Here is a 23,459-nt window from a genome sequence, read left to right as displayed (position 1 = left end):
TAACGGATTCAGGCGGCCTTCGCCATCCGCGCCTTCGACAGGTCGTCGTAGGCGATCAGGTCGGCGGCCAGGGCCTCGAACTCGCTCAGCGGCACCATGTTCGGGCCGTCCGACGGGGCGTGATCCGGATCCTGGTGGGTCTCCATGAACACCGCGTCCACGCCCACGGCCACGGCCGCACGCGCCAGCACCGGCACGAACTCCCGCTGGCCGCCCGACGAGGTGCCCTGCCCGCCCGGTTGCTGCACGCTGTGGGTGGCGTCGAACACGACCGGGCAGCCGATGTCGCGCAGCACCGGCAGGGCGCGCATGTCACTGACCAGGGTGTTGTAGCCGAAGCTCGCGCCCCGCTCGCAGGCCATGACGTTCGGATTGCCCGCGCCGACCACCTTGGCGATGACGTTCTTCATATCCCAGGGCGCCAGGAACTGGCCCTTCTTGATGTTGATCGCCTTGCCGGTCGCCGCGGCGGCCAGCAGCAGGTCGGTCTGGCGGCTCAGGAAGGCCGGAATCTGCAGCACGTCGACCACCTCGGCGGCGATAGCGGCCTGCTCCTCGGTGTGGACGTCCGTCAGCACCGGCAGGCCGACGCTATCGCGGATCTCGGCGAAGATGGGCAGCGAGCCTTCCAGCCCGAAGCCGCGCGCCGCGTTGGCGCTGGTGCGGTTCGCCTTGTCGAAGCTGGTCTTGTAGATGATGCCGACGTTCAGGCGCTCGCCAATCTCCTTCAGCGCATGCGCCATCTCCAGCGCGTGCTCGCGGCTCTCCAGCTGGCACGGACCGGCGATGAAGACGATGCGCTGACCGCCGCCGATGCTGACGGGGCGCTTCAGGCCGTCCTTGATGTCGATGATGGCGTTGGGCTTGGACACAGCGAATTCCCGGAAAACGGATTGAGTCGCGCGGCTCATGCCGCACCTATGGGGCGATCAGGTGGCGTCGCGGACGCCCCGGCGCAACCTATCACGGCGTTCGACCGCCTGACCATGCGGGAGCGCCGCTCGCCGGGGTTGACGCATCGGCGGTATGCACCCCACATTTCCCGCATGACGTCGGTAACAGCCGAGCGGCATGAGGCAGCCACCCGCACATCGCGCGGGTTCGCTCTTCTGCTGCGTCTGCTCGCCTCGAACTGGACGGTCGGCCGGCTGACGGTCCTCCTCCCCACCGGCGAAACCCATCGACTGGAAGGTTCCGAACCCGGCCCCGCGGCGGTTCTGGACATTCGCGACTACCGCTTCGCCGGCCGCGTGCTGGCCTCCGGGGACATCGGATTCGCCGAGGGCTACATGGCCGGCGAATGGGAGACGCCCCACCTCGCGCCCCTGCTCGAGGTTCTCGTCCGCAACCAAGCCTATATCCGCCGCCTCGTCGCCGGGAACTCGGTCATGCGGGTGGTGAACTGGCTGGCCCACCGCATGAACGGCAACAGCCGGGCGGGCTCGCGCAAGAACATCCACGCCCACTACGACCTCGGCAACGCCTTCTACGCCAGCTGGCTCGACCCCTCGATGACCTATTCGTCGGCCCGCTTCGACAGCCCGACCCAACCCCTGGAGGCGGCCCAGCGCGAGAAATACGCCTCGCTCGCCCGCACCATGGACCTGCGTCCGGATCAGACGGTGCTCGAGATCGGTTGCGGCTGGGGCGGCTTCGCCGAGTTCGCGGCGAAGGAGGTCGGCGCCCGCGTCACCGGCATCACCATCTCGCAGCAGCAGTACGATTTCGCTCGCAAGCGCATGTTCGACGCCGGTCTCAGCGAACGGGCCGACATCCAGCTGATCGACTATCGCGACGTCACCGGCCGCTTCGACCGCGTCGCCTCCATCGAGATGTTCGAGGCCGTCGGTCAGGAGTACTGGCCCGCCTATTTCGGCAAGATCAACGAGGTGCTGGCCCCCGGCGGCCGCGCCGGCCTGCAGATCATCACCATCGATGACGCCTATTTCGCCGGCTATTTCAAACGCACCGACTTCATCCAGAAATACATCTTCCCGGGCGGCATGCTCCCGTCTGAAGGCGCCCTCAAGCCGGTCGTCGACAAGGCGGGCCTCGCCTGGCGCTCCGTCGAACGCTTCGGGATCGACTACGCCGAGACCCTCAAACAATGGGACGAGCGGTTCGAATCGGCCTGGACCGACATCCTGCGCATCGGCGGCTTCGACGAGCGCTTCCGCCGCCTCTGGCGCTTCTACCTCGCCTATTGCGAGGCCGGCTTCCGCTCGGGACGCACCGACGTGATCCAGCTGGCGCTGGCGAAGGGCTGACGGCGGGCTCATATCCGCCCGCATGATCTCGCCCCTCATCTCCACCGCAGACCTCGCCGCCCGGCTCGGACAGTCGGATCTCAGGATCATCGACGCCAGCTGGCACCTGGACGGCCGCGACGGACGCCCGGACTTCGAGGCGGCGCGCATTCCCGGCGCGGTCTTCTTCGATCTCGAGGCCAGCTCGGATCAGGACAGCGACCTGCCCCACATGCTGCCGACGCCGGCCGCCTTCGCCGCGCGCATGAGCCAGCTGGGCGTCTCCGACAGCGACTTCATCGTCGTCTACGACACCGTCGGCATCCGCTCCTCGGCGCGCGTCTGGTGGATGCTCCGCGCCATGGGCGCCGACCGCGTCTTCGTGCTCGACGGCGGCCTTCCCCGGTGGCTGGGCGAGGCCCGGCCGGTCGACTCCGGTCCGGCGACGCCTCCTTCACCCGCGACCTTCACGGCCCGTCCGACCCCGGGCTGGCTCGCCGACATCGAGGATGTCCGCGGCTCCATCGGCGACGAGGTCCAGGTCGTCGACGCCCGCGCCGCCGCACGTTTCCGCGGCGAGGCGCCCGAGCCCCGGCCCGGTCTCCGTTCGGGCCACATGCCGGGCGCGCTGAACCTGCCCTTCCCCGAAGTGCTGGATGAGCACGGCGCCCTCAAGGACGACCACGCCCTGCGCGACGTCTTCCGCTGGGCGGGCGTGAACCTCGACCGTCCCATCATCACCACCTGCGGCTCCGGGGTGACGGCGGCGATCCTGTCGCTGGCCCTGGCGCAGCTGGGCCGCCCCTCGCGGGTCTACGACGGCAGCTGGGCCGAGTGGGGCGCGCGCGCGGATACGACCGTCCTGACCGGATAACCACAAAATCCGCTCATCCCCGCGAAAGCGGGGACACAGTGCTTTGGATGATCAGTCCAGGCCGCTCACACGCAAACCGTAGTCCTGAAGCGCCGGCGTTCCGACGACAGGACCGGGTCCCCGCTTTCGCGGGGATGAGCGGATCGGAAGAGACCTAGGCCGGCGGAGCCACCGGCTCCACCGCATCGGCCGGCACGATCGCATCGGTCTCGCCGCGCGACACCACCGTCGCGGCCACCAGGTCGCCGGTGACGTTCAGCGTCGTGCGGCACATGTCCAGGAAGCGGTCGACGCCCAGGATCAGGCCGATGCCTTCCGGCGGCACGCCGACCATGGCCAGGATCAGGGCGATGACCGGCAGCGAACCGGCGGGCACGCCCGCCGTGCCGATGCCGCCCAGGATGCAGACCAGCATGACGATCAGCTGCTGACCCAGGTTCAGGTCGACGCCGAAGAACTGCGCGAGGAACAGAACCGTCACGCCTTCGAACAGGGCGGTGCCGTTCTGGTTGGCGGTGGCGCCGACCGTCAGCACGAAGCGCGAGATGCGGCGCGGCAGCTTCAGCTCGGTCTCGGCGACGCGAATCGACACCGGCAGGGTGGCGTTCGACGAGGCGGTCGAGAAGGCGACCACGATCGGCTCGCGCACGCCGTAGAAGAATTTGAACGGGTTCATCCCGCCGGCGATCCAGACGACCAGCGGGTAGACGACGAACATGTGGATCGCCATCGCGCCCACCGCCACGGCCGCATAGGCGCCCAGACGGACCAGCAGATCCCAACCGAACACCGCCGCCAGGTTGAACATCAGGCAGGCGATCGCGATCGGGGCCAGTTTGATGACGAGGTTGATGAGCTTCATCATCACCTCGAACACGCCCTGCAGGGTCTGCTGCAGCTGGTCGGTGGCCGGGCTCTTGGCCATGACCATGCCGATGCCGAACATCAGGGCGAAGATCATCACCGGCAGAATCTGGTTCTCGGCCGCCGCGGTGACGACGTTCGACGGGATCATGTCGAGGAAGAATTTGCCCGCCTCAATGCTCTTGGGCGCACTGCCGACGATGCCGGCGGCGCTGTCGGCGCCCTGCGCCAGCAACTGAGCGGCCAGGGCCGGATTTACGCCTTCGCCCGGGCGGAAATAGTTGACCATGCCCAGGCCGATGGCGACGGCGATGGCCGAAACGATGATGGTGAAGATCAGGGTCTTGAACCCGGCGCGGCCCAGCGATTTCAGGTCGCCCATCTCGGCGACGCCGACCGCCAGGGCCGAGAACAGCAGCGGCAGGACCAGCATGAACAGCAGGCGCAGGAAGATCTGGCCGACCGACTGGACCAGGTCCATCACCCACGGAAGGACCTCGAGGCCGTTCAGGTTGACGTACAGCCCGCCGCCCAGACCGGCGATGAAGCCGACCAGCATCCACACATAAAGCGGAATGCCGCCGCGTTTCTTCGTTTCCATGAGTATCCCCCGGCCCCTCGTGCCGCGTCGTTATCGGATCGGCAGGGCGTAGATCAAGCCGCCGGGCCGAGCGTTCCATTGTGCGTTAAGCCCGCGGGCCAGGTCGAGCGTTGAATCTGCGCCGATATTGCGGGCGAAGATTTCACCGTAATTTCCCTCGGCCTCGATCGCGCTCTTCATCCAGTCGTTCGACAGACCCATCATCGCGCCATAGCCGCCCTCAAGGCCCAGCAGGCGTCTGATCCGCGGATCGCGCGAATCCTCGGCCATCGTCTCCACATTCTGTCGGGTCACGCCCAGCTCCTCGGCCAGGATCAATCCATTCAGCGTCCAGCGCACGATCGAGGCCCAGGCCTCGTCGCCCCGCTTCACCGCCGGGCCCAACGGCTCCTTGGAGATCACGTCCGGCAGAATGGCATGCTGTTCGGGGTTCGGCAGCAGCGTCCGCGCCGCCGCCAGGGCCGACACGTCGGCGCTGAACGCGTCGCAGTCCTCCCGCGCGTAGGCCTCGCGCGCCGCTTCCTCGTCAGCCGTGACGACCGGCCGGTATTCGATCCCGCGCGACCGGAACCAGTCCGCGACGTTCAGCTCCGACGTCGACGCCCGCTGCACGCAAACCCGCGCACCGTTCAGCTCCGCGGCGCTCGCCAGGTCCAGCGACCGGCGCACCAGGAAGCCCTGACCGTCGTAATAGTTGACCCCGGCGAAGCTGACCCCCTCCTGGGCCTCGCGCGTCAGGGTCCAGGACGTCGTCCGCCACAGCACGTCGACGCGGCCGCTGCGCAGCGCCTCGAACCTCTGGCTGGTGTTCAGCGGCACGAACCGCACCGCGTTCGCGTCGCCGAGCACGGCGGCCGCCAGCGCGCGGCAGAAGTCCGCGTCGAACCCGCGCCACTCACCCCGGTTGTCTGTGAAGGCGAAGCCGACCAGCCCCTCGTGCACCCCGCAATTCAGCCGGCCCCGCGCGCGGATCGCCTTCAGCGTCGGGCTGTCGAACGCCGGCGCGGCCGTCACGGTCTGGGCGGCGGCGGGCTCGTCGGTCTTCTCCGCTTCGTCGTTGCGGCCGCAGGCGGCGACCGTCAGCGCAAGCACGAGCGCCATGCCCGTCGCCGCGAACCGTCCGACCATACCTGCCCTCATACGCGCCTCGCCGTACCCGCCAGACTTGCGCCCCCGCCTGTTTAGAGGCCTTTGGAGGACGATCCGCAACCCCGGGACGCGCCCATGAACGACCGATCCGACCGCACCCGCCTGATCGCCGGAGCCACGCGGCGCGGCCACGGACGTCGTCCGGTCGCCCCTCCGGTCGAGCGCGCCTCCACCCTGCTGAACGATTCGCCCGCCGACATGCGCGACGGCTCGACAGGTCCCATCTACGGCATCGAGGACCTGTCGGCGGCCCGCGAACTGCGCCTTGCTCTCGCCGATCTGGAGGGCGCCGCCGACGCCTGGCTGGTCCCGTCCGGCCTCGCCGCCGTCACCGTGCCCCTCACCGCCCTGCTCCGCCCCGGCGACGAGGTCCTGACCACGGACGCCGCCTACGGCCCCACCCGCCGATTCCTCAAACGCCACCTCGCCCCGCGCGGCGTGACCACGACCTTCCACCCCGCCGACGCCGATGCGGGGGCGATCATCGCCGCCATCAACGAGCGCACCCGCGTCCTGCTGATCGAATCGCCGGGCTCGCTGACCTTCGACATGGTCGACGTCGCCGCCCTGACCGCCGCCTGCCGCGCGCGGGGCGTGATCACCATCATGGACAACACCTGGGCCGCCGGCTTCGCCTTCAAGCCGCTGGAGCACGGCGTCGACGTCAGCGTCCAGGCGCTCACCAAATACGTCGGCGGCCACTCCGACCTGCTGATGGGCTCCATCGCCGCCGTCGATCCGGGCGTCAGCCGCCATATCGCCGAGACCATCGAGGACCTCGGCTGGCGCGTCACATCGGATGATGCCTGGCTGGCCCTGCGCGGCCTGCGCACCCTGCCGGTCCGCTACGCCGAACAGGCCCGCTCGACCCACCTGGTCGCCGCCTGGCTGCAGGCGCAGCCCGAGGTCGCGGACGTCCTCTGGCCCGCCCTGCCCGCCTCGCCCGGCCACGCGCTGTGGACACGCGACTACGCCGGCGCCGCCTCCCTGGTCGGCGTCGTCATGCAGGGCGGCGACGAGGCCGCCGCCCACGCCCTGATGTCGGCGCTCGAACTGTTCGGCCTCGGCTATTCCTGGGGCGGCTTTGAAAGCCTGATCACCCACGAGACCGGCCAGCTCTCCATCCGCCGCCATCGCCCCGCCCTCGCCGGGGAACTCCTGCGCATGCACATCGGCCTCGAGGACCCCGCCGACCTGATCGCCGATCTGGAGAAGGGCCTCGCCGCCTGGCGCGCCGCACGCGACAACTGACCTGACTGCTCAAGGGAACACTCAATGCTCGCCGTCCTCGCCGCCGCCGCCGCCCTGTCGCTCGCTCCCCAGGACGGCCCGACGCACAAATGGCTTCTGATCGGCATGGGCGAGGATTCGATCTTCGGCGCCGACGCCGGCTCCGTCCGGCGCGAGGGCGACATCGCCCACATCACCGGCGTGGTGGTCGAGGCCGCGGTCACCGACGGCCGCCGCTACTACGTCACCACCACCCGCTTCGACTGCGCCGCCCGCACCGGGCACGTCGCCCGCATCGACACCTTCGGCCCGGACGGCGCCCCGCTCGAAGTCCATCAGCCTGAAGCCGATGTCGACCTCGGCGGCCGCAACAGCGTCCTTGAGCGTCAGTTCAACGCCGCCTGCAGCAACGACTGGCCGTTCGATCAGGCCAATGAGGCCTCCGCCCTCGACTTCAGCCGCTGGGCCGTCCGGGACGTCATCGACAACGGCGTCCTCGCCCAGCTGAACGCCAACGCCCGACCGGGCCAGTAGTCCCGCTCAGTCGAGAATGATCCACGCCGGCGCGTGATCGCTGGCCCGCTCGCGGCCGCGCACCGCCTTGTCGACGCCCGCGTCCGTCAGCCGCTCCGCCGCCGCAGGGCTCAGCAGCAGGTGGTCGATGCGCAGGCCCGCGTCCCGCTCCCACGCCTGGCGGAAATACTGCCAGAAGGTCCACGGCGGCGGGTCCTGCGGAAACCGCTCGCGCAGCGCGTCCGTCCAGCCCTGCTCCAGCAGCCGTGCGAACGCCGCCCGGCTCTCCGGCTGCAGCAGGGCGTCCTTCTTCCACGAGCGGCTGTTGTAGATGTCCGCCTCGGTCGGCACGACGTTGTAGTCGCCGGCCAGCACCACGGGCGCGCCGGTCGCCAGCAGCCCTGCCGCATGGGCGTTCAGCCGCTCCATCCACGCCAGCTTGTAGTCGAACTTCGGCCCTGGCTGCGGATTGCCGTTGGGCAGGTACAGGCAGGCGACCAGAACCCCATCCACCGCCGCTTCCAGATAGCGGCTCTGCGCATCGCGCGGATCGCCCGGCAGCCCGCGCCGCGTCACGATCGCCTCCGACCGCGACAGGATCGCCACCCCGTTCCAGCGGTGCTCGCCGATCCATTCCGCGTGATAGCCGGCGTCGCGGATCGCATCGGCCGGAAACTGCGCGTCGGTCGCCTTCAGCTCCTGCAGGCAGGCCACGTCCGGCCGCGCCTCGCCCAGCCACTGCAGCAGCCCCGCCAGCCGGGTGTTGATCCCGTTGATGTTGAAGGTGGCGATCTTCATCGCCGTTGAACGGCGCCGCTTCGATGCGGTTGCGACCACGGACTTCCAGCCCGCGGAGCCCTTCCGGTTCCTGGGGATCTGATCCGCCCGTGGCGCGCCCTGCAGGATTCGAACCTGCGACCGTCCGCTTAGAAGGCGGGTGCTCTATCCAGCTGAGCTAAGGGCGCCCGAGGGGGCAAGGTACGCGGAAATCCCGGGCCTCAAGTAGCCGACAGGCGACAGGCCCTCAAAAGGCGCTGATCGCCGGCCGCGATCAGTGCGTCCAGGACTGCTTGCGGAAGGTGGCGAAATTGTCGGCGTAGGCCTTGATGATCACCGGCGGCTCCTGCGGCTCCTGCAGGCGGAACGGGATGCCGTGGCGCTCGGCGTAGGCGACCGCCTCTTCCTTCGAGTCGAAGGTCAGCCGCACCTGGCCGTTCATGTCGCTCGACGACGTCCAGCCCATCAGCGGATCGATGGTGCGGGCCGAGGCCGGCTCGAACTCCAGCCGCCAGTCTCTCGACTTGGCCTTGCCGGACTGCATGGCGGTCTTGGCGGGGCGGTAGATGCGGGCGAGCATGAAAGAACCTCTTCTTCCGGCCGGAACCGGTCCCCCGCGTCTAGGAGCCTTCGCGGCTCCGATCAAGGCGTCGCACGGTTCGCCGGCTCGGGAAGGGATCGCTCCCCTCCCCCGAAGGTCATAGACCCAAAGGCCAGCTTGACCATAAGGCGGCCCGCCCGCTTCGATGCCCGATCGGAGGGGCGGCATGATCACGAAGCTCAAGCGCTTGTTTTGCCAGCATGAAATGTACTGGTCGGAACGCCGGCGCGGCCATGCTTGCTACAAGTGCGGGCGGTTCCGGATGGCGACTCTGGCGATCGAACCGGCGCCGGACGCCGCATCCGGCCCGGCGCTGCCGATCCCGCCGGCGATGGTGTCTGTCGCTCAACCGGTGAATTGGTCGGAGTGAGAGGATTCGAACCTCCGACCCTCTGGTCCCAAACCAGATGCGCTACCAGGCTGCGCTACACTCCGGCGGCGGGATTTGACACACTCGGCCCCGCGCCGCAACGGACGCGCTTCGGATAGTTCAGCTATTCGGCGAAGAACGGGTGGCGGACCTTGTCGCCTGCCTTGGCGCCGATCTCGTCCGCCCGCCCGGCCCGCAGCTCCAGCACGCCCATCGCCGCGCCGTTGGACGGGATCAGGGCGTCGCTGTTCGGCGGCGCGTTCTTGGCGATCGAGATGATCACGCCGTGCGGGTCGATGTAGATGATGTCCAGCGGGCTGGGCGTGTTGTGCATCCAGAAGCTGCGCTCGCGCACGTCCGGAAACTCGAACAGCATGCCCCGGTCGGCGGCCAGCGGCTCCCGCTCCATCAGCCCGCGCTGACGCTCGGCCTCGTCGTCGGCGATCTCGACCATGAATTTGTGCTCGCCCGAGGCGGTGGTGATCGTCAGCGGCTCCATGGGATTGCCATTCTGATCCTTGGGCGCGCCCGCGCCGGCGCAGCCCGCCAGAAGCACGGCCGCGGCCAGACCGCCCACGATCCCGCTGATGAAGCCCCGACGATTCGACATAGGCACACGCCACCCTGTTAGGGCGACGCTCAGCCGCCCGGTCTGATTTCCGCGACCACCAGCCCCTTGGGGCCCTCGGCGAAACGCACCGAGACGGGCTCTCCGGGCAGAAGATCATCCAGCCCGCAACGCCGCAACGTCTCGACATGGACGAAGATATCGCCCGGTTGGCTGTCGCGCACCACGAATCCGTAGCCCTTGGTGCGGTTGAACCATTTCACCACGGCCGCTTCCAGCGGGCCGCCGGCGCCGTCCATCGTCACAGGGCCGCTTTCGCGCAGGCTGTCATAGCCGGTGCGGCGCGGCGCAACCTGGATGGAGGGGTCGCCCTCGCCCAGATCGTGAATCTCGGTGACCTGCCAGCCCTTGGGGCGGCGTACGCAATCGCAGGAGATCGCCGCGCCTTCAGGCGCGTTCTCGCGCCCGCTGTCACGCAGGCTCGATATGTGCAGCAGCACGTCCTTCAGGTCGGTCAGGCCTGGATCGTCGGGGATGATGAATCCATACCCCTTCCCCGGATCGAACCATTTGACCCGTCCGGCGATCCTTACGGCCTCGGCCGCCTCCACACCCTCGTAGTCCGACACAACCTTCCCCCTGCCCGCGATCTGTACGGACAAGATTTGTTTAACACGGTTCTGTGAACTGCAGGAAAGCGAAAAACGTCAATTTCTGGCCCGTCGGGAGACAATTCTCCTCAACTGCCGCCGGAATGCCCGTCCAGGAGCGCACGAACCCGCCGGACCAGGTCGATCGGCCGGTAAGGCTTACCGATAAGGGCATAGTCCGATTGGCCTTTCTGCTCGGCCGCCCGGTCCGCCCAACCGGTCGTCAGCAGCACCGGAACGGCCGGAATCAGCGTCCGGACGCGCTCCGCCAGGGCCAGACCGTCCATTCCGCCGGGCATGACAATGTCCGTAAACAGAAGATCGAACACCGCGCCGTCCTGCACGGCTTCCAGCGCATCCTCGGCGGAATCCGCCTCGATAACCCCGTAACCGGCCTCACGCAGGATCATCGACCCCAGCTCCAGAACGTCGGCGTTGTCCTCGACCATCAGGATCGTTTCGCTGCTGCCGTACGGCGCAGCCTGCAGGGCGTCGGTCGAGGAGTCCGTCTGTTCGTGCAAGGGGGAGTCCTCCATCGCGCCGAAGCCGGCGCTGCATGCTAACGCGTCCGGCCGCAAAAGGCTCGCCGTACGGTAGTTCTGATGATGTGAGGAGAATGCCCCGCGTGGCAGTCCCTAGGGGAGTCGAACCCCTCTTTTCAGGTTGAAAACCTGACGTCCTAACCGATAGACGAAGGGACCGCTGCGCGGGGAAGCGGCGATATAGCCGGGGCCTCCGAAGGCTGCAACGCCTTTTTCAAAGAAAAGTTGAGATCGCCGTTACGGCTGCGCCATACGCGGATCGGCGACGTCCTCGATCTCGAATTGCACGCCCCGGCGGCCGTTCCAGTCGTCCGCCTTCAGACGACCGACGATGCTCAGTCCGCCCTCGCCCGCCAGCAGCGCCTTGCCCGACGGCAGGTCGGCGCAACGCCAGGCGATGGCCTTCACCGACGCGCCGTCGGCGCCGACCAGGCGGCAGCGCACATGGCCGCCGTTCATGGCCACCGGCTCGCGCACGCTGACGTGCTCCAGCGCGAACAGCGGCTCGGGATTGGCCGGGCCGAACGGCGCCAGCTGCTCGAACTGTTCGAACAGGCCGCGCGTCGCCGACGACGGATCGATCAGGGCGTCGATCTCCACCGCGTCCAGCGCCTCGGCCGCCGCCTGTTCGCCCATCATCCGGTCGTTCAGGAAATCGCGCAGCCGGCCGATGTCTTCCGTCTTCACGGTCAGGCCCGCGGCCATGGCGTGCCCGCCGCCCGCCAGCAGCACCCCGGCCTCCCAGGCCGCCTGGATCGCCTTGCCCAGGTTCATGCCCGGCTGCGACCGGCCCGAGCCCTTGCCCACGCCGTTCACTGCATCCACGCCGATGACCACGACCGGCTTGCGCCAGCGTTCCCGCAGCCGCCCGGCGACGATGCCCACCACGCCCGGGTGCCAGTCGTCGCCCTCGATCACCACCACGGCGGATCCGTCCGCATGCGCGCCGGTCGCCTCGACCCGGCGCTGGGCCTGATCGGTCACCTGTTTCTCGACCTCGCGCCGGGCGATGTTCAGGGCGTCCAGCTCCTGCGCCAGTTCGCGGGCCTCGGCCTCGTCGTCCGTCGACAGCAGGCGTGCGCCGAGGTCCGACTTGCCGATCCGTCCGCCCGCATTGATCCGCGGTCCCAGGATGAAGCCGGCGTGATTGACCTTGGCCGGTCCCTGCTCCGCGTTCGCCGCCGCCAGCAGCGCCCGCAGTCCCGGATTGCTCCACTCGGACATGACCTTCAGGCCCAGGCTGGTCAGCGCCCGGTTGAAGCCGGTCAGGCCGGTCACGTCGCAGATCGCGCCCATCGCGGCCAGGTCCAGCCACTGCCGGATATCCGGTTGGGCCCGGTCCGCGAACAGTCCCCTGCTCCGCCCCTCGCGGTTCAGCGCCGCCAGCAGCACGAACACCACCCCCGCTGCCGCCAGATTGCCCTGGCCCGAGTTGCAGCCCGGCCGGTTCGGATTGACGACCGCCAGACACTGCGGCGGGTGCTCGCGCATCATGTGGTGGTCGATGACCACGACCTTCAGCCCGATCGCCGCCGCATGGGCCACGGCCTCGTTGGCCGCCGCGCCGCAGTCGACGGTGATGACCAGGTCCGCGCCCGACGCCTTCAGCGTGTCGAACGCCTTCGCGCTGGGGCCATACCCCTCGGTGATCCGGTCGGGGACGTAGATCGGCAGCTCCGCGCCCATGGCCCGGAACCAGCGCACCAGCAGGGCCGCGCTCGACGCGCCGTCGACGTCATAGTCGGCGAACACATGGATCGACGACCCGGCCTGAAACGCGTCCAGGATCGCGCCCGCGGCGGTGTCCATGTCCATGAAGCTGGACGGATCGGGGAACAGCGCCTTCAGCGTCGGCGTCAGGAAGTCCGCGCCCTGGTCGGCGCGCACGCCCCGCGCCGCCAGCGCCCGCGCCAGCGGCTCGTCCAGACCCAGGGTCTGCATATGCGCGCGGATCAGGCCCGGCTCGGCCGGCCTTTGCCGCCACGCCCGGCCCGACAGCGAGCGGGAGACACCCAGAAAAGCAGGCAGGCTCCCGCCGTCGGCCATCAGGCCACCGGACGCGTCGTGCGGATGCGCTGCACCGTGCGGGTCGAGGAATCCATCACCAGCGTATGGGTGGTGACGAAGCCGTCGCGGAACTGGACGCCGTCCAGCATCGCGCCCTTGGTCACGCCCGTGGCGGCGAAGATGGCGTCCTTCGACACCAGCTCGTGCAGGTCGTATTTGCGGTCGAAGTCGGTCACGCCGGTGCGACGGGCACGCTCGCGCTCGTCGTCGTTGCGGAAGATCAGCCGGCCCTGGAAGAAGCCGCCGACGCATTTCAGCGCCGAGGCCGCCAGCACGCCTTCCGGCGCGCCGCCCGAACCCAGGTACATATCGATGCCCGTCTCCGGCTCGGCCGTGTGGATCACGCCGGCCACGTCGCCGTCGGTGATCAGCACCACCTTGGCGCCGACCTCGCGCAGCGCCGCGATCAGCTCCGCATGGCGCGGACGGTCCATGACGCAGACGGTGATTTCCGACGGCGAAACGCCCTTGGCCTTGGCCAGCGCGCGGACGTTGTCCTGCGGCGAGTGGTCCAGGTCGACCGTGCCGGCCGGATAGCCCGGGCCGATGGCGATCTTGTCCATATAGGTGTCGGGGGCATGTAGCATGCCGCCGCCCGGCGACATCGACAGCACGCACAGGGCGTTCGCCATGGCCTTGGCCGTCAGCGTCGTGCCTTCCAGCGGGTCCAGGGCGATGTCGATCTCCGGGCCTTTGCCGGTGCCGACCTTCTCGCCGATGTACAGCATCGGGGCCTCGTCGCGCTCGCCCTCGCCGATGACGATCTTGCCGTCGATGTCGAGCGCGTTCAGCGCCGTGCGCATGGCGTCCACGGCCAGCTGGTCGGCCTTCTTCTCATCGCCGCGGCCGATCTGGGCGTAGCTGGCGATGGCGGCCAGCTCGGTCACCCGGGCGGCGTCGGCCGCGAGCGTGGATGCATAGGGGGCCGATCCGGCCATAGGCGTTCTCCTGCGACGATACTCCCCGGATTCTGTCGTCCGGGCGATGATTTTGGGGTCTAGCGCCGGTCGATCGGCGGCGGGGCGCGGCCCCGTTCACGGGCCCGGCGGGCGAAAGCCTCGATCTCGGCCGCGGTCTCGGCGGTCGGACGAGCCACCTCGACGGCGGAAACGCGCGCCCGGGTCGATTCCGCGAAGGCCGCCGCGTCGCCGCTGGTCTGCCAGTCGATCCGCGACGCCTCGCCCGCCAGCGCGCCCGACGACACCCGCAGGGTGTTCACATTGGCGGCGATGGCGACGGGCTCCGGTTCAGGCTCCAGCTGGCGCGGGAACTGCTCCCAGCGGGGGAATTCGCGGTGCGAGTCGACCATCTCCTGGACCCGCGGCGCCAGCGGCGAAGTGGCGTCCGTCTCGGGATCGAAGGCCCCGGCGCACGCCGTCAGCCCCAGGGTTCCGGCCACAAGGACCGAAAGCGCAGCAATTTTCCGGATCGGCGCGTTCATTTCACTGCCGGTCATATGCCATGATCGTGACAGGCGGAAGGGCGGCGCGCGTCCTTGCGTCCGATCCTGACGACCTCCCGGAGCCGCAACCCATGGCAAAGCGTCCGACTGTCCCGCCCGCCGACGCCGCTCCGCGCGCCCCGCGGCGCTCCGGCCGCCCGACCTCCGCCAGGCCCCGCGCGCCCAAGGCCGCGTCTCCGAAAGTCGCCGCGCCCGAATCTCCCCCGCCCCGGCCCGAGCCTGCGCCCGAACCGGCCGCCGCCGCTCCCGGCCCCGACCAGCGCGAGATGCTGGAGACCCTGTCGCTCAACCTCGCCCGCGCCGCCATGACCGCCCAGGCCGCCATCGCCGAGGCCGCGCTCAGCCAGGCCGACCGCCCCGCCGCCCTGTCGCCCGACCCCTTCAACGTCGGCCCGGCCATGACCTCGGTCATGTCCAGCCTCGCCGCCCGCCCCGACCGCCTGTTCAGCGCCCAGGCCGATCTGTTCAGCCGCTACATGGACCTGTGGGCCTCCACGGCCCGCCGCGCCGCCGGCGAGGAGCCCGCCGCCGCCCCCTCGAAGGACAAGCGCTTCAAGGATCCCGCCTGGTCCGAGAACCCGATGTTCGACGTCATGCGCCAGTCCTACCTGGTCACGGCCGACTGGATGAACGGCCTCGTCTCCAGCGTCGACGACGTCGATCCGCGCACGCGCCGCCGCGCCGAGTTCTTCACCAAACTGCTGACCGACGCCTTCTCCCCCTCCAACTTCCTCGCCTCCAACCCGGTCGCCCTGAAGGCCCTGGCCGAGACCAACGGCGAATCGCTGGTGAAGGGGATGCAGAATTTCGCCGCCGACCTCGAGCGCGGCCACGGCAAGCTGAAGATCAGCCAGGCCGACTACGGCCATTTCGAAATCGGCCGCAACGTCGCCACCGCCCCCGGCAAGGTGGTCTGGCGCGACGAGCTGTTCGAACTGATCCAGTACGACGCGGCCACCGACAAGCAGCGCGCTGTCCCGCTGCTGATCTTCCCGCCGTGGATCAACAAATTCTACATCCTGGACCTCCAGCCGGCGAACTCGATGATCCGCTGGCTCTCGGCCCAGGGCTTCACCGTCTTCGTCTGCTCCTGGGTCAATCCGGATCAGGACAAGGCCGGTTTCGGCTTCGACGACTATCTGGAGAAGGGCGTCTACCGCGCCGTCGAAAAGGTGCTCGCACAGACCAGGTCGAAACACCTCAACACCGTCGGCTACTGCATCGGCGGCACCCTGATGGGCGCGGCGCTGGCCCACATGGCTGCGAAGAAGGACGATCGCGTCTCCGCCAACACCTTCTTCGCCGCCCAGCACGACTTCGCCGAGGCCGGCGACCTGCTGCTGTTCACCGACGAACACTGGCTCAATGAGGTCGAGCAGCAGATGGACGCGGCCGGCGGCGTCCTGCCCGGCGCGGCCATGGCCGAGACCTTCAACGCCCTGCGCGCCAACGACCTGATCTGGTCGTTCTTCGTCAGCAACTATCTGATGGGCAAGGCCCCGCCCGCCTTCGACCTGCTGTTCTGGAACGCCGACCAGACCCGCATGCCGAAGACCCTGCACCTCGACTATCTGCGCAAGATGTATGGCCAGAACGCCCTGACCAAAGGCGAATTCGAGATCGGCGGCCTCAAGGTCGACCTGTCGAAGGTGAAGACCCCGCTCTACTTCCAGGCCAGCCGCGAGGACCACATCGCGCCGATGAACTCGGTCTACCGCTCGGCCCGCGCCTTCTCCGGCGCCGACGTCACCCTGACGCTGGCCGGCTCCGGCCACATCGCCGGCGTGGTCAATCCGCCCTCGGCGAACAAATACCAGCACTGGACCAACGCGGCCCTGCCCGCCTCCCTCGCCGAATGGCAGGCCGGCGCGGTAGAGCATCCCGGCAGCTGGTGGAATCACTGGGCCGACTGGCTCCACGCGAAGTCCGGCGACTGGATTCCCGCCCGCGATCCCGAAAAAGGCCCGCTTCCGCCGCTAGAGGCTGCGCCGGGATCGTATGTGAAAGTGAAGTCTTGAAGCGTATCGAACCGAACCTTCTGCTGGCGATCTCCACCGCCTTCGCCCTCGCGCTCGTCCTGATGACGACCATCCTGTTCGGCCCGCCCCAGGCGGCGCTGCGCAATCCGTTGCTCGCCATCATCTGCGCCGGCGGCTTCATCCTGCTCAACCCGCGCATGATGAAGATGATGGGCCAGCCGCCGCGTCCGCCCATGATCGATGCGGGCAACCCCGGCGCCCTGCTGTGGGCCGGCCTGTTCCCGATGATCGTGCTGCTGCTGGCGGCGGTCCCCGTATTCTGGCCCGGCCACGACTACGGCCTGGTGGTCATCATCGCCGCCGTCATCTTCGGCGCCACCGCCGAGTCCGCCCTCAAGGCCCGCGCGGCGCGCTAGCGTCCCTCCTTCCGCTCATCCCCGCGAAGGCGGGGAACCAGTGCTTTGGGTGATCAGTATCCGCCGACTGCTCACGTCCCGCGGTCCTGAAGCGCCGGCGTTCCACAAACAGGACTGGATCCCCGCCTTCGCGGGGATGAGCGGTACCAGGAGAGTCAGGCCGGCCGGAAGCTCAGCGCCGCGCCGTTGTTGCAGTACCGCTTGCCGGTCGGCGGCGGCCCGTCGTCGAACACATGCCCCTGATGCCCCAGACAGCGGGCGCAGTGATACTCGGTCCGCGGAATGCCCAGCAGACGGTCCGTCTTGGTCGCCACATTGGCCGTCATGGTCCGGTAGAAGCTCGGCCAGCCCGTCCCGCTCTCGAACTTCCACGCCGACCGGAACAGCGGCAGCTCGCAGCCCCGGCACACGAACGTCCCGCGCCGGTGCTCGTCGTTCAGCGCGCTGGTTCCCGCCCGCTCAGTCGCCTCGTGCCGCAGCACGCGATAACTGAGATCCGGCAACCGCTCGCGCCATTGGGCGTCGCTCAGCCGCCGGAACGGCGACCCCGCATACTGCCCCTCCGACGCATCCGCCGCTTCGGGCGCGCACCCGGCCAGGGCCAGCGCGCCGGCGGACAGCAGAAGTTGGCGGCGGGTATCCATGGAAGGGATACGTTGGAGCGGGCGGATTGGTTCGCAAGCGTGACCATCTCCCTCTCCCGATGGGAGAGGGCTTGAGCGCACGAGAGCAAAGCGATCGTCCTTGCGCGAAAGGGTGAGGGTCGTCTGGCGAGCTATCGGCGCGACCCGCCCCTCATCCGACCGGGCTCCGCCCGGCCACCTTCTCCCATCGGGAGAAGGAAACTCAGCTCAGCCCCGTCGCCTCATCCAGCCCCAGCATGATGTTCAGGTTCTGCACCGCGGCCCCCGAAGCGCCCTTGCCCAGGTTGTCCAGCAGCGCGACCAGCCGCACCTGCTCCCCGCCACGATCGCCGAACACGTGCAGCCGCATCCGGTTGGTCCCGTTCAGGCCCTCCGGGTCGATCCCGGTCATCGCCTCGGTCGCCTCCAGCGGGGCCACCTCGACGAACCGCGCGCCTTCGTAGGCCTCGACCAGCGCGCCATGCACCACCTCGACCGACGGCGACGACGGCAGGGCCGACAGATGCAGCGGAACTTCGACCAGCATCCCCTGCCGGTACGAACCCACCGCCGGGGCGAACAGCACCTTGCGCTCCAGCCCGGTGTGTTTCGTCATCTCCGGCACGTGCTTGTGCTTCAGCGACAGGCCATAGGCGCGGAACGCCTCGGCGCCGCCCTCAGCCTCGAACTCGGCGATCATCGCCTTGCCGCCGCCCGAGTAGCCGGACACGGCGTTGACCGTCACCGGCCATCCCGCCGGAATGATCCCTGCCGACACCAGCGGCCGCACCAGGCCGATCAGCCCGGTCGGATAACAGCCGGGGTTCGACACCCGCGTCGACGCCGCGATCGCCTCGCGCTGCCCCGGCGCCATCTCGGCGAAACCGTAGGCCCAGGCCGGATCGACCCGATAGGCGGTCGAGGCGTCGATCACCCGCACCCGCGGGTTCTCGATCATCGACACCGCCTCGATCGCCGCATCGTCCGGCAGGCACAGGATCACCGCGTCGGCGCTGTTCAGCGCCTCGCGCCGCGCCTCGACGTCGCGGCGGCGGTCGCCGAGCAGGATCAGTTCGAGGTCGTCGCGCGCCTCAAGCCGCTCGCGGATTTCGAGACCGGTCGTTCCGGCTTCGCCGTCGATGAAGATGGTGTGGGTCATCAGACGCTCCCGATCCTTCTCCCCTTGCGGGAGAAGGTGCCCCGGAGGGGCGGATGAGGGGTCGCAGTGACCCGACAATCTGGCGACTTTCAGACACCCGGGATGGAGACGCCGGAGCAACCCCTCATCCGTCGGCCTTCGGCCGCCACCTTCTCCCGCAAGGGGAGAAGGGAAACGACAAAGAAAAAGGGCGCTCCGGTTTCCCGAAGCGCCCCAAATCCAGACCGTATGAAACGGCTTAGCGCTTCGAGAACTGGAAGGAACGGCGAGCCTTGGCGCGGCCGTACTTCTTGCGCTCGACGACGCGGCTGTCGCGGGTCAGGAAGCCGTGCGGCTTCAGAACCTTGCGCAGTTCCGGCTCGTAGTGCGTCAGGGCGTGCGACAGGCCGTGGCGGATGGCGCCGGCCTGGCCCGACAGGCCCGAACCTTCAACGGTGCAGATCACGTCGAACTGGGTTTCACGCTCGGTGACGACCAGCGGCTGGGCGATCATCATGCGCAGCACCGGACGCGCGAAGTAAACTTCCTGGTCGCGGCCGTTGATGGTGAACTTGCCGGTGCCCGGCTTGATCCACACGCGGGCGATGGCGTTCTTGCGCTTGCCGGTCGAATAGGCGCGACCCTGGGCGTCCAGCTTCTGGACGTAAACCGGGTGCTCTTCGCCGACGCCCGGGGTGCCGAGGGCTTTCAGGGCGTCGAAGCCGGTGGCGGTTTCAGCAGTCACATCGGTCATGCTTAGACGCTCCGGGTGTTCTTGGCCGAGGCCGACTTGAAGTCGATCGTCTCGGGCGACTGGGCTTCGTGGGTGTGCGCGGCGCCGGCGAACAGACGCAGGTGCGTCATTTGCTTGCGGGCCAGCGGGCTTTCCTTCGGCAGCATGCGCTCGACGGCCTTCTCGAGCACGCGCTCGGGGAAGCGGCCGCCCAGAACCTTCTCCGGGGTCGTCGACTTGACGCCGCCCGGGTGACCGGTGTGGCGGTAGTAGATCTTGTCGGTGTTCTTCTTGCCGGTGAACACGACCTTGTCGACGTTGGTGACGACGACGTAGTCGCCGCAATCGACGTGCGGGGTGTAGTCACCGCGGTGCTTGCCGCGCAGACGGTTGGCGATGAAGGTCGCGAGACGGCCCACGACGACGCCTTCGGCGTCGATATGGATCCACTTCTTCTCGACCTCGGCCGGCTTCAGCGAAGCCGTAGTGCTCTTCAGCATAACGAGGAGTCCTTGGGGAGACGGGCGAAACGGTTGCCCCTCCCGGATGACCGGGACGAGCGGAAGGCGCGCTGATAGAGGAAGCCAGCCTGTGGGTCAATGCTGTTTGCATGACCGGTTCGGCGTCAAATATCTGATTTCATTACACAAACAAATACCGGTATTAAAATACCACACCAATCCCTTCCCCCATTTCGGGGGAAGATGGCCCGGAGGGCCGGATGGGGGCTGTCAACGGCGACAGGACTCCCGCCGGCCGCTCCCGGACAGAGCCCCCATCCGTCTCGCTCCGCGAGCGTCCTTCCCCCGAAATGGGGGAAGGACGCCGCCACTCACCTCCCCATCGTAGATGGGGAGGGGGACCATTCCGGCGACTCAGCCGGAATGGTGGAGGGGGCGTCGCCGGCGCATGCGATCAGAGCTCCAACAACACCCGCCGGCGCCGCCCCCTCCTGACCGCTTCGCGGTCTGTCCTCCCCATCGCCTCGGGGGCGATGGGGAGGTGAATCTGTCGGCTGTTTTCTTATTCTTTTCGCCAACCCTCTGACTTCCCCCACCAAAATTCCCTCTACGCAGCGAGGTATCCGCCGCGGCGATAATGCCCCCATCCCGTCGATGGGGAGGGCGTCGGATCCAGCGCCTCGACGACGACGGGCTGTGGTCGAGCGATGAAGCCCGGGCGAAGGGTAGTCCGGGGGTCCTCGTCGGACAGCGATGGATGCTGTCCGCTTGCTCGCCGCGCATCGAAGGTGCGGACCGCTGGCTCAGCCGATGTCCCACCCACGTCGCTTCCAGCAATGGCGGCGGCGGAGATCCGTCAAGGCTCTAACAGGGCCGCCAGCCGGAGGGCGCGCGAAACCAACGACCACGCGGGGCGGCCAGCTTCGTCGAAACGGTAAAACTATCAAAGCTCCGGGCGAGGCCCGGACGCCCCGCGCCTTCCCCTCCCCTCCGGCGGCTTCCGCCGGAGGACGCACCGTCACGCGTGAAACCCAAGGTGACCCGCGTTCCAAAAAACGGTCACAGAACCATGATGACGGAGCCGCGTACGGCGCGTCATAAGCGCTGCACGTTCGGGGATATCTGTACATGCGTTTCAACCGTCGCGGCCTGCTCACCACGGGCGCTGCCGCCCTCGCCTTCACGGGCTTCGCCCGCCACGCCGCCGCCCAGGCCGCGGGCGAGGAGACCTACGTCAACGACGTCGAGGGTTACGGCCCCCTGCAGCGCGACCCCAACGGCGTCCTCGACCTGCCGGAAGGCTTCTCCTACCGCATCATCTCCCAGGGCGGCGAGACGATGAACGACGGCCTGCTGGTGCCGCAGAATTTTGACGGCATGGGCTGTTTCGCCCTCGGCGGCTCGCAGATCGCACTGGTCCGCAACCACGAGCTCAAGACCTCGCGCCCGACCCATCGCAACTGGGGTCCGGCCGGCTTCCACCAGGAGCGCGAGGCCCTGATCGACAAGTCCAGGGCCTATGACGTCACCAAGGCCGGCATCATCATCCCCGGCGGCACGACCACCCAGGTCTATGACATGGCCACGGGCCGTACGGTCAGCCAGCACCTCAGCCTGATCGGCACCTCGACCAACTGCTGCGGCGGCGTCACCCCCTGGGGCAGCTGGCTGAGCTGCGAGGAGACCGAGGCCACGCCGGAAGACGCCGACGTCACCAAACCGCACGGTTTCGTCTTCGAAGTGCCGGCCACCGCTCCCGGCCTTGTCGACGCCGTGCCGCTCAAGGCCATGGGCCGCTTCGACCACGAGGCCGTCTGCGTCGATCCCGGCACCGGCATCGTCTACCTGACCGAGGACAAGACCGACGGCCTCTTCTACCGCTTCATCCCCGAGACCCCCGGCGAGCTGATCAAGGGCGGCCGCCTCCAGGCCATGGCCTTCCGCGACGCGCCGGGCGCCGACTCCACCAATCACGAGACCCGCGTCTGGTCGCCGGGCGACTGGCGTGACGTCGTCTGGGTCGATCTCCAGGATGTCGAAAGCCCCAACTCGGACCTGCGCCTGCGCGGTCATGCCGACGGCGCCGTCCGCGTCGCCCGCGGCGAAGGCGTCTTCTGGGCCGGGAGCGAGATGTTCATGACCGCCACCTCGGGCGGTCCGCTGAAGCGCGGCCAGATCCTGCGCTACATCCCCTCCCCCGAGGAAGGCCGCTCCGGCGAGGCCCGTCAGCCCGGCCGCGTCCAGCTGTTCGTCGAAAGCGCCGACCCGAAGACCCTCAACATGGCCGACAACCTGACCGTCGCGCCCTGGGGTCACCTGGTCGTCTGCGAGGACAACTACTCCACCGACACGAAGAACCACGTGAAGGGCGTCACCCCGGACGGCCGCGTCTACGCCATCGCCCGCAACGTCTTCACCGGCAACTCCGAGTTCGCCGGCGCGGTCTTCTCGCCGGACGGTTCGACCCTGTTCGTGAACCTCTACTACCCGGGCCTGACCTTCGCGATCACAGGCCCCTGGAACGCGGTCCGGACGTAAACAGCCGCGGCTGCGACCGGCGGACCATCCACAGGTTCACGGTCGCGGTCGCCAGCACCAGGGCCGCGCCCGCCTGATGCAGCGCCCCCAGCCACAGCGGCACGGCGTGGATCAGGGTCACCACGCCCAGCGCCGCCTGCAGCCACAGGGCGATCGCCACCGCGAACGCCGCCGCGCCAAGCCCCTGCGCCAGCCGCCAGCGCCACGCCTGCACCGCATAGACGGTCCCGCCCAGCAGCAGCGCATAGGCCCAGATGCGGTGATTGAACTGCACCAGCGCCTGGTCGTGCAGGAAGGCCAGCGCGCCCTTGCCCCAGTCGACCGGCGGCAGGAACCCGCCGCTCATCATCGGCCAGTCGGTGTAGACGAAGCCCGCCTTGGCCCCGGCCACCAGCCCGCCCAGCAGGCACTGCAGGAACACCGCCCCCAGCAGGATCGCCGCGCCCCGGCTCCAGCCGCCCGGCGACCGCGACCGCTCCTCGCCGTTCCAGGCCTCCAGCCCGGTCCAGATCAGACCCATGAAAATCAGCAGCGCCAGGCCCAGGTGCGTCGCCAGCCGCTCCGGCGCCACATCGACCCGCTCGCTCAGCCCGCTGGTCACCATCCACCAGCCGATCAGCCCCTGCAGCCCGCCCAGCGCCAGCAGCACCGCGCACCGACCGATCAGCCGCCGCGGCAGCTTCCGCATCACCAGGAACACCACGAACGGCAGCGCGAACACCACGCCGATCAGCCGCCCTAGCAGCCGGTGGAACCACTCCCAGAAGAAAATCCCCTGGAACTCGCCCATCGTCATGCCGGCGTTGACCTGCTGGTACTGCGGGATCGCCTTGTACTTCTCGAAGGCCTCGGCCCAGTCGGCCGCATTCATCGGCGGCAGCGCGCCCATGATCGGCTTCCACTCGGTGATCGACAGGCCCGAGCCCGTCAGGCGCGTCACGCCGCCGACCACGACCATGGCGAACACCAGCGCGGCGGTCAGCCACAGCCAGATCGCCACCGCCTGGCTCCGATCGCCACCGCCCAAACGCTTCATTCGACGCCCGCTGTTCCGACC

General features: G+C 68.7%; 24 protein-coding genes and 3 tRNA genes. 8 read left to right on the top strand and 19 right to left on the bottom strand.

Annotation, left to right across the window (positions count from 1 at the left end; all coding sequences use genetic code 11):
- Nucleotides 1-8: 8 nt before the first annotated feature.
- A complete protein-coding gene (gene kdsA / locus GGR12_RS08925) occupies nucleotides 9-911 on the bottom strand; it encodes a 3-deoxy-8-phosphooctulonate synthase (RefSeq protein ID WP_183204070.1) in 903 nt (300 codons plus the stop codon).
- Nucleotides 912-1,046: 135 nt separating this feature from the next.
- On the opposite strand from kdsA, the gene GGR12_RS08920 reads away from it, so the two are divergent.
- Both GGR12_RS08920 and sseA read left to right on the top strand, forming a co-directional pair.
- Nucleotides 1,047-2,267, top strand: coding sequence for an SAM-dependent methyltransferase (locus GGR12_RS08920; RefSeq protein WP_183204069.1), 1,221 nt, complete (start codon nucleotides 1,047-1,049; stop codon nucleotides 2,265-2,267).
- Between the two features lie 22 nt (nucleotides 2,268-2,289).
- Nucleotides 2,290-3,120 carry a 3-mercaptopyruvate sulfurtransferase gene (sseA, locus tag GGR12_RS08915; protein WP_183204068.1) on the top strand — a complete coding sequence of 277 codons (831 nt, stop codon included), beginning with the start codon at nucleotides 2,290-2,292 and terminating at the stop codon, nucleotides 3,118-3,120.
- Nucleotides 3,121-3,274: 154 nt separating this feature from the next.
- On the opposite strand, the gene GGR12_RS08910 is transcribed toward sseA, so the two are convergent.
- A complete protein-coding gene (locus tag GGR12_RS08910; RefSeq protein WP_183204067.1) occupies nucleotides 3,275-4,585 on the bottom strand; it encodes a dicarboxylate/amino acid:cation symporter in 1,311 nt (436 codons plus the stop codon).
- A gap of 30 nt (nucleotides 4,586-4,615) precedes the next feature.
- Nucleotides 4,616-5,713: an amino acid ABC transporter substrate-binding protein gene (locus GGR12_RS08905; protein WP_221212308.1), complete on the bottom strand. Its 1,098-nt coding sequence runs from the start codon at nucleotides 5,711-5,713 to the stop codon at nucleotides 4,616-4,618.
- Between the two features lie 96 nt (nucleotides 5,714-5,809).
- Between GGR12_RS08905 and metC the strand changes: the two genes are divergently transcribed.
- Both metC and GGR12_RS08895 read left to right on the top strand, forming a co-directional pair.
- Nucleotides 5,810-6,985: a cystathionine beta-lyase gene (metC, locus tag GGR12_RS08900; protein WP_183204066.1), complete on the top strand. Its 1,176-nt coding sequence runs from the start codon at nucleotides 5,810-5,812 to the stop codon at nucleotides 6,983-6,985.
- Nucleotides 6,986-7,009: 24 nt separating this feature from the next.
- Nucleotides 7,010-7,498, top strand: a complete 489-nt coding sequence (locus GGR12_RS08895; protein ID WP_183204065.1) for a hypothetical protein — start codon at nucleotides 7,010-7,012, stop codon at nucleotides 7,496-7,498.
- A gap of 6 nt (nucleotides 7,499-7,504) precedes the next feature.
- Here the strand turns inward: GGR12_RS08895 and GGR12_RS08890 are convergent, their stop codons facing one another.
- From GGR12_RS08890 to GGR12_RS08880, 3 genes are all read right to left on the bottom strand, one after another.
- Complete coding sequence (locus GGR12_RS08890; RefSeq protein WP_183204064.1) at nucleotides 7,505-8,275, bottom strand: exodeoxyribonuclease III; 771 nt, start codon at nucleotides 8,273-8,275, stop codon at nucleotides 7,505-7,507.
- 90 nt (nucleotides 8,276-8,365) lie between these two features.
- A tRNA-Arg gene (locus tag GGR12_RS08885) sits at nucleotides 8,366-8,442 on the bottom strand.
- An 86-nt stretch (nucleotides 8,443-8,528) separates the two neighbouring features.
- Entirely contained in the window at nucleotides 8,529-8,834 is a 306-nt protein-coding gene (locus GGR12_RS08880) for an ETC complex I subunit (protein ID WP_183204063.1), read from the bottom strand.
- A gap of 187 nt (nucleotides 8,835-9,021) precedes the next feature.
- On the opposite strand from GGR12_RS08880, the gene GGR12_RS08875 reads away from it, so the two are divergent.
- Nucleotides 9,022-9,225, top strand: coding sequence for a hypothetical protein (locus GGR12_RS08875; protein WP_183204062.1), 204 nt, complete (start codon nucleotides 9,022-9,024; stop codon nucleotides 9,223-9,225).
- On the opposite strand, the gene GGR12_RS08870 is transcribed toward GGR12_RS08875, so the two are convergent.
- From GGR12_RS08870 to GGR12_RS08835, 8 genes are all read right to left on the bottom strand, one after another.
- Nucleotides 9,214-9,290, bottom strand: a tRNA-Pro gene (locus tag GGR12_RS08870). The genes GGR12_RS08875 and GGR12_RS08870 overlap by 12 nt on opposite strands.
- Nucleotides 9,291-9,349: 59 nt before the next feature.
- Complete coding sequence (locus tag GGR12_RS08865; protein WP_183204061.1) at nucleotides 9,350-9,835, bottom strand: DUF192 domain-containing protein; 486 nt, start codon at nucleotides 9,833-9,835, stop codon at nucleotides 9,350-9,352.
- Between the two features lie 29 nt (nucleotides 9,836-9,864).
- Complete coding sequence (locus GGR12_RS08860; protein ID WP_343053178.1) at nucleotides 9,865-10,404, bottom strand: cold-shock protein; 540 nt, start codon at nucleotides 10,402-10,404, stop codon at nucleotides 9,865-9,867.
- A gap of 128 nt (nucleotides 10,405-10,532) precedes the next feature.
- Nucleotides 10,533-11,021, bottom strand: coding sequence for a response regulator (locus GGR12_RS08855; protein ID WP_183204059.1), 489 nt, complete (start codon nucleotides 11,019-11,021; stop codon nucleotides 10,533-10,535).
- Nucleotides 11,022-11,069: 48 nt separating this feature from the next.
- Nucleotides 11,070-11,144 (bottom strand) — tRNA-Glu (locus GGR12_RS08850).
- A gap of 78 nt (nucleotides 11,145-11,222) precedes the next feature.
- Entirely contained in the window at nucleotides 11,223-13,031 is a 1,809-nt protein-coding gene (recJ, locus tag GGR12_RS08845) for a single-stranded-DNA-specific exonuclease RecJ (RefSeq protein ID WP_183204058.1), read from the bottom strand.
- A complete protein-coding gene (gene glpX, locus GGR12_RS08840; RefSeq protein WP_183204057.1) occupies nucleotides 13,031-13,990 on the bottom strand; it encodes a class II fructose-bisphosphatase in 960 nt (319 codons plus the stop codon). Before glpX ends, recJ begins: the two co-directional genes overlap by 1 nt.
- Nucleotides 13,991-14,049: 59 nt before the next feature.
- Entirely contained in the window at nucleotides 14,050-14,508 is a 459-nt protein-coding gene (locus GGR12_RS08835) for a hypothetical protein (protein WP_246328826.1), read from the bottom strand.
- 77 nt (nucleotides 14,509-14,585) lie between these two features.
- Between GGR12_RS08835 and phaC the strand changes: the two genes are divergently transcribed.
- Nucleotides 14,586-16,532 (top strand): class I poly(R)-hydroxyalkanoic acid synthase, encoded by a 1,947-nt coding sequence (phaC, locus tag GGR12_RS08830; RefSeq protein ID WP_183204056.1) that lies wholly within the window; start codon nucleotides 14,586-14,588, stop codon nucleotides 16,530-16,532.
- Nucleotides 16,529-16,909 carry a hypothetical protein gene (locus GGR12_RS08825; protein WP_183204055.1) on the top strand — a complete coding sequence of 127 codons (381 nt, stop codon included), beginning with the start codon at nucleotides 16,529-16,531 and terminating at the stop codon, nucleotides 16,907-16,909. The genes phaC and GGR12_RS08825 overlap by 4 nt, the downstream gene beginning before the upstream one ends.
- A gap of 155 nt (nucleotides 16,910-17,064) precedes the next feature.
- On the opposite strand, the gene msrB is transcribed toward GGR12_RS08825, so the two are convergent.
- The 4 genes from msrB to rplM all read right to left on the bottom strand — a co-directional run bounded on the left by msrB (nucleotide 17,065) and on the right by rplM (nucleotide 19,900).
- Nucleotides 17,065-17,553 (bottom strand): peptide-methionine (R)-S-oxide reductase MsrB, encoded by a 489-nt coding sequence (gene msrB, locus GGR12_RS08820; protein ID WP_183204054.1) that lies wholly within the window; start codon nucleotides 17,551-17,553, stop codon nucleotides 17,065-17,067.
- A gap of 202 nt (nucleotides 17,554-17,755) precedes the next feature.
- Nucleotides 17,756-18,691 (bottom strand): N-acetyl-gamma-glutamyl-phosphate reductase, encoded by a 936-nt coding sequence (gene argC, locus GGR12_RS08815; protein ID WP_183204053.1) that lies wholly within the window; start codon nucleotides 18,689-18,691, stop codon nucleotides 17,756-17,758.
- 238 nt (nucleotides 18,692-18,929) lie between these two features.
- Nucleotides 18,930-19,424, bottom strand: a complete 495-nt coding sequence (gene rpsI / locus GGR12_RS08810) for a 30S ribosomal protein S9 (RefSeq protein ID WP_183204052.1) — start codon at nucleotides 19,422-19,424, stop codon at nucleotides 18,930-18,932.
- Nucleotides 19,425-19,426: 2 nt separating this feature from the next.
- A complete protein-coding gene (gene rplM, locus GGR12_RS08805; protein ID WP_183204860.1) occupies nucleotides 19,427-19,900 on the bottom strand; it encodes a 50S ribosomal protein L13 in 474 nt (157 codons plus the stop codon).
- Between the two features lie 1,092 nt (nucleotides 19,901-20,992).
- Between rplM and GGR12_RS08800 the strand changes: the two genes are divergently transcribed.
- A complete protein-coding gene (locus GGR12_RS08800; protein ID WP_183204051.1) occupies nucleotides 20,993-22,402 on the top strand; it encodes an alkaline phosphatase PhoX in 1,410 nt (469 codons plus the stop codon).
- Here GGR12_RS08800 and GGR12_RS08795 read toward each other — a convergent pair.
- Complete coding sequence (locus tag GGR12_RS08795) at nucleotides 22,371-23,438, bottom strand: COX15/CtaA family protein (protein WP_183204050.1); 1,068 nt, start codon at nucleotides 23,436-23,438, stop codon at nucleotides 22,371-22,373. The two genes, GGR12_RS08800 and GGR12_RS08795, sit on opposite strands and share 32 nt — an antisense overlap.
- Nucleotides 23,439-23,459 lie beyond the last annotated feature (21 nt).

This window comes from Brevundimonas lenta (genome assembly GCF_014196335.1).
In the GTDB taxonomy this organism is placed as follows: Bacteria; Pseudomonadota; Alphaproteobacteria; order Caulobacterales; family Caulobacteraceae; genus Brevundimonas; species Brevundimonas lenta.
Note: the sequence above shows the minus strand (reverse complement) of the source record. Positions and strands in the feature narration are given on the sequence as shown.

What these genes read in the sequence shown, in the direction of transcription:
- kdsA (WP_183204070.1), bottom strand. Translation starts at nt 911, where the DNA reads ATGAGCCGCGCGACTCAATCCGTTTTCCGGGAATTCGCTGTGTCCAAG.
- GGR12_RS08920 (WP_183204069.1), top strand. Translation starts at nt 1,047, where the DNA reads ATGACGTCGGTAACAGCCGAGCGGCATGAGGCAGCCACCCGCACATCG.
- sseA (WP_183204068.1), top strand. Translation starts at nt 2,290, where the DNA reads ATGATCTCGCCCCTCATCTCCACCGCAGACCTCGCCGCCCGGCTCGGA.
- GGR12_RS08910 (WP_183204067.1), bottom strand. Translation starts at nt 4,585, where the DNA reads ATGGAAACGAAGAAACGCGGCGGCATTCCGCTTTATGTGTGGATGCTG.
- GGR12_RS08905 (WP_221212308.1), bottom strand. Translation starts at nt 5,713, where the DNA reads ATGGTCGGACGGTTCGCGGCGACGGGCATGGCGCTCGTGCTTGCGCTG.
- metC (WP_183204066.1), top strand. Translation starts at nt 5,810, where the DNA reads ATGAACGACCGATCCGACCGCACCCGCCTGATCGCCGGAGCCACGCGG.
- GGR12_RS08895 (WP_183204065.1), top strand. Translation starts at nt 7,010, where the DNA reads ATGCTCGCCGTCCTCGCCGCCGCCGCCGCCCTGTCGCTCGCTCCCCAG.
- GGR12_RS08890 (WP_183204064.1), bottom strand. Translation starts at nt 8,275, where the DNA reads ATGAAGATCGCCACCTTCAACATCAACGGGATCAACACCCGGCTGGCG.
- GGR12_RS08880 (WP_183204063.1), bottom strand. Translation starts at nt 8,834, where the DNA reads ATGCTCGCCCGCATCTACCGCCCCGCCAAGACCGCCATGCAGTCCGGC.
- GGR12_RS08875 (WP_183204062.1), top strand. Translation starts at nt 9,022, where the DNA reads ATGATCACGAAGCTCAAGCGCTTGTTTTGCCAGCATGAAATGTACTGG.
- GGR12_RS08865 (WP_183204061.1), bottom strand. Translation starts at nt 9,835, where the DNA reads ATGTCGAATCGTCGGGGCTTCATCAGCGGGATCGTGGGCGGTCTGGCC.
- recJ (WP_183204058.1), bottom strand. Translation starts at nt 13,031, where the DNA reads ATGGCCGACGGCGGGAGCCTGCCTGCTTTTCTGGGTGTCTCCCGCTCG.
- glpX (WP_183204057.1), bottom strand. Translation starts at nt 13,990, where the DNA reads ATGGCCGGATCGGCCCCCTATGCATCCACGCTCGCGGCCGACGCCGCC.
- GGR12_RS08835 (WP_246328826.1), bottom strand. Translation starts at nt 14,508, where the DNA reads ATGACCGGCAGTGAAATGAACGCGCCGATCCGGAAAATTGCTGCGCTT.
- phaC (WP_183204056.1), top strand. Translation starts at nt 14,586, where the DNA reads ATGGCAAAGCGTCCGACTGTCCCGCCCGCCGACGCCGCTCCGCGCGCC.
- msrB (WP_183204054.1), bottom strand. Translation starts at nt 17,553, where the DNA reads ATGGATACCCGCCGCCAACTTCTGCTGTCCGCCGGCGCGCTGGCCCTG.
- argC (WP_183204053.1), bottom strand. Translation starts at nt 18,691, where the DNA reads ATGACCCACACCATCTTCATCGACGGCGAAGCCGGAACGACCGGTCTC.
- rpsI (WP_183204052.1), bottom strand. Translation starts at nt 19,424, where the DNA reads ATGACCGATGTGACTGCTGAAACCGCCACCGGCTTCGACGCCCTGAAA.
- GGR12_RS08800 (WP_183204051.1), top strand. Translation starts at nt 20,993, where the DNA reads ATGCGTTTCAACCGTCGCGGCCTGCTCACCACGGGCGCTGCCGCCCTC.
- GGR12_RS08795 (WP_183204050.1), bottom strand. Translation starts at nt 23,438, where the DNA reads ATGAAGCGTTTGGGCGGTGGCGATCGGAGCCAGGCGGTGGCGATCTGG.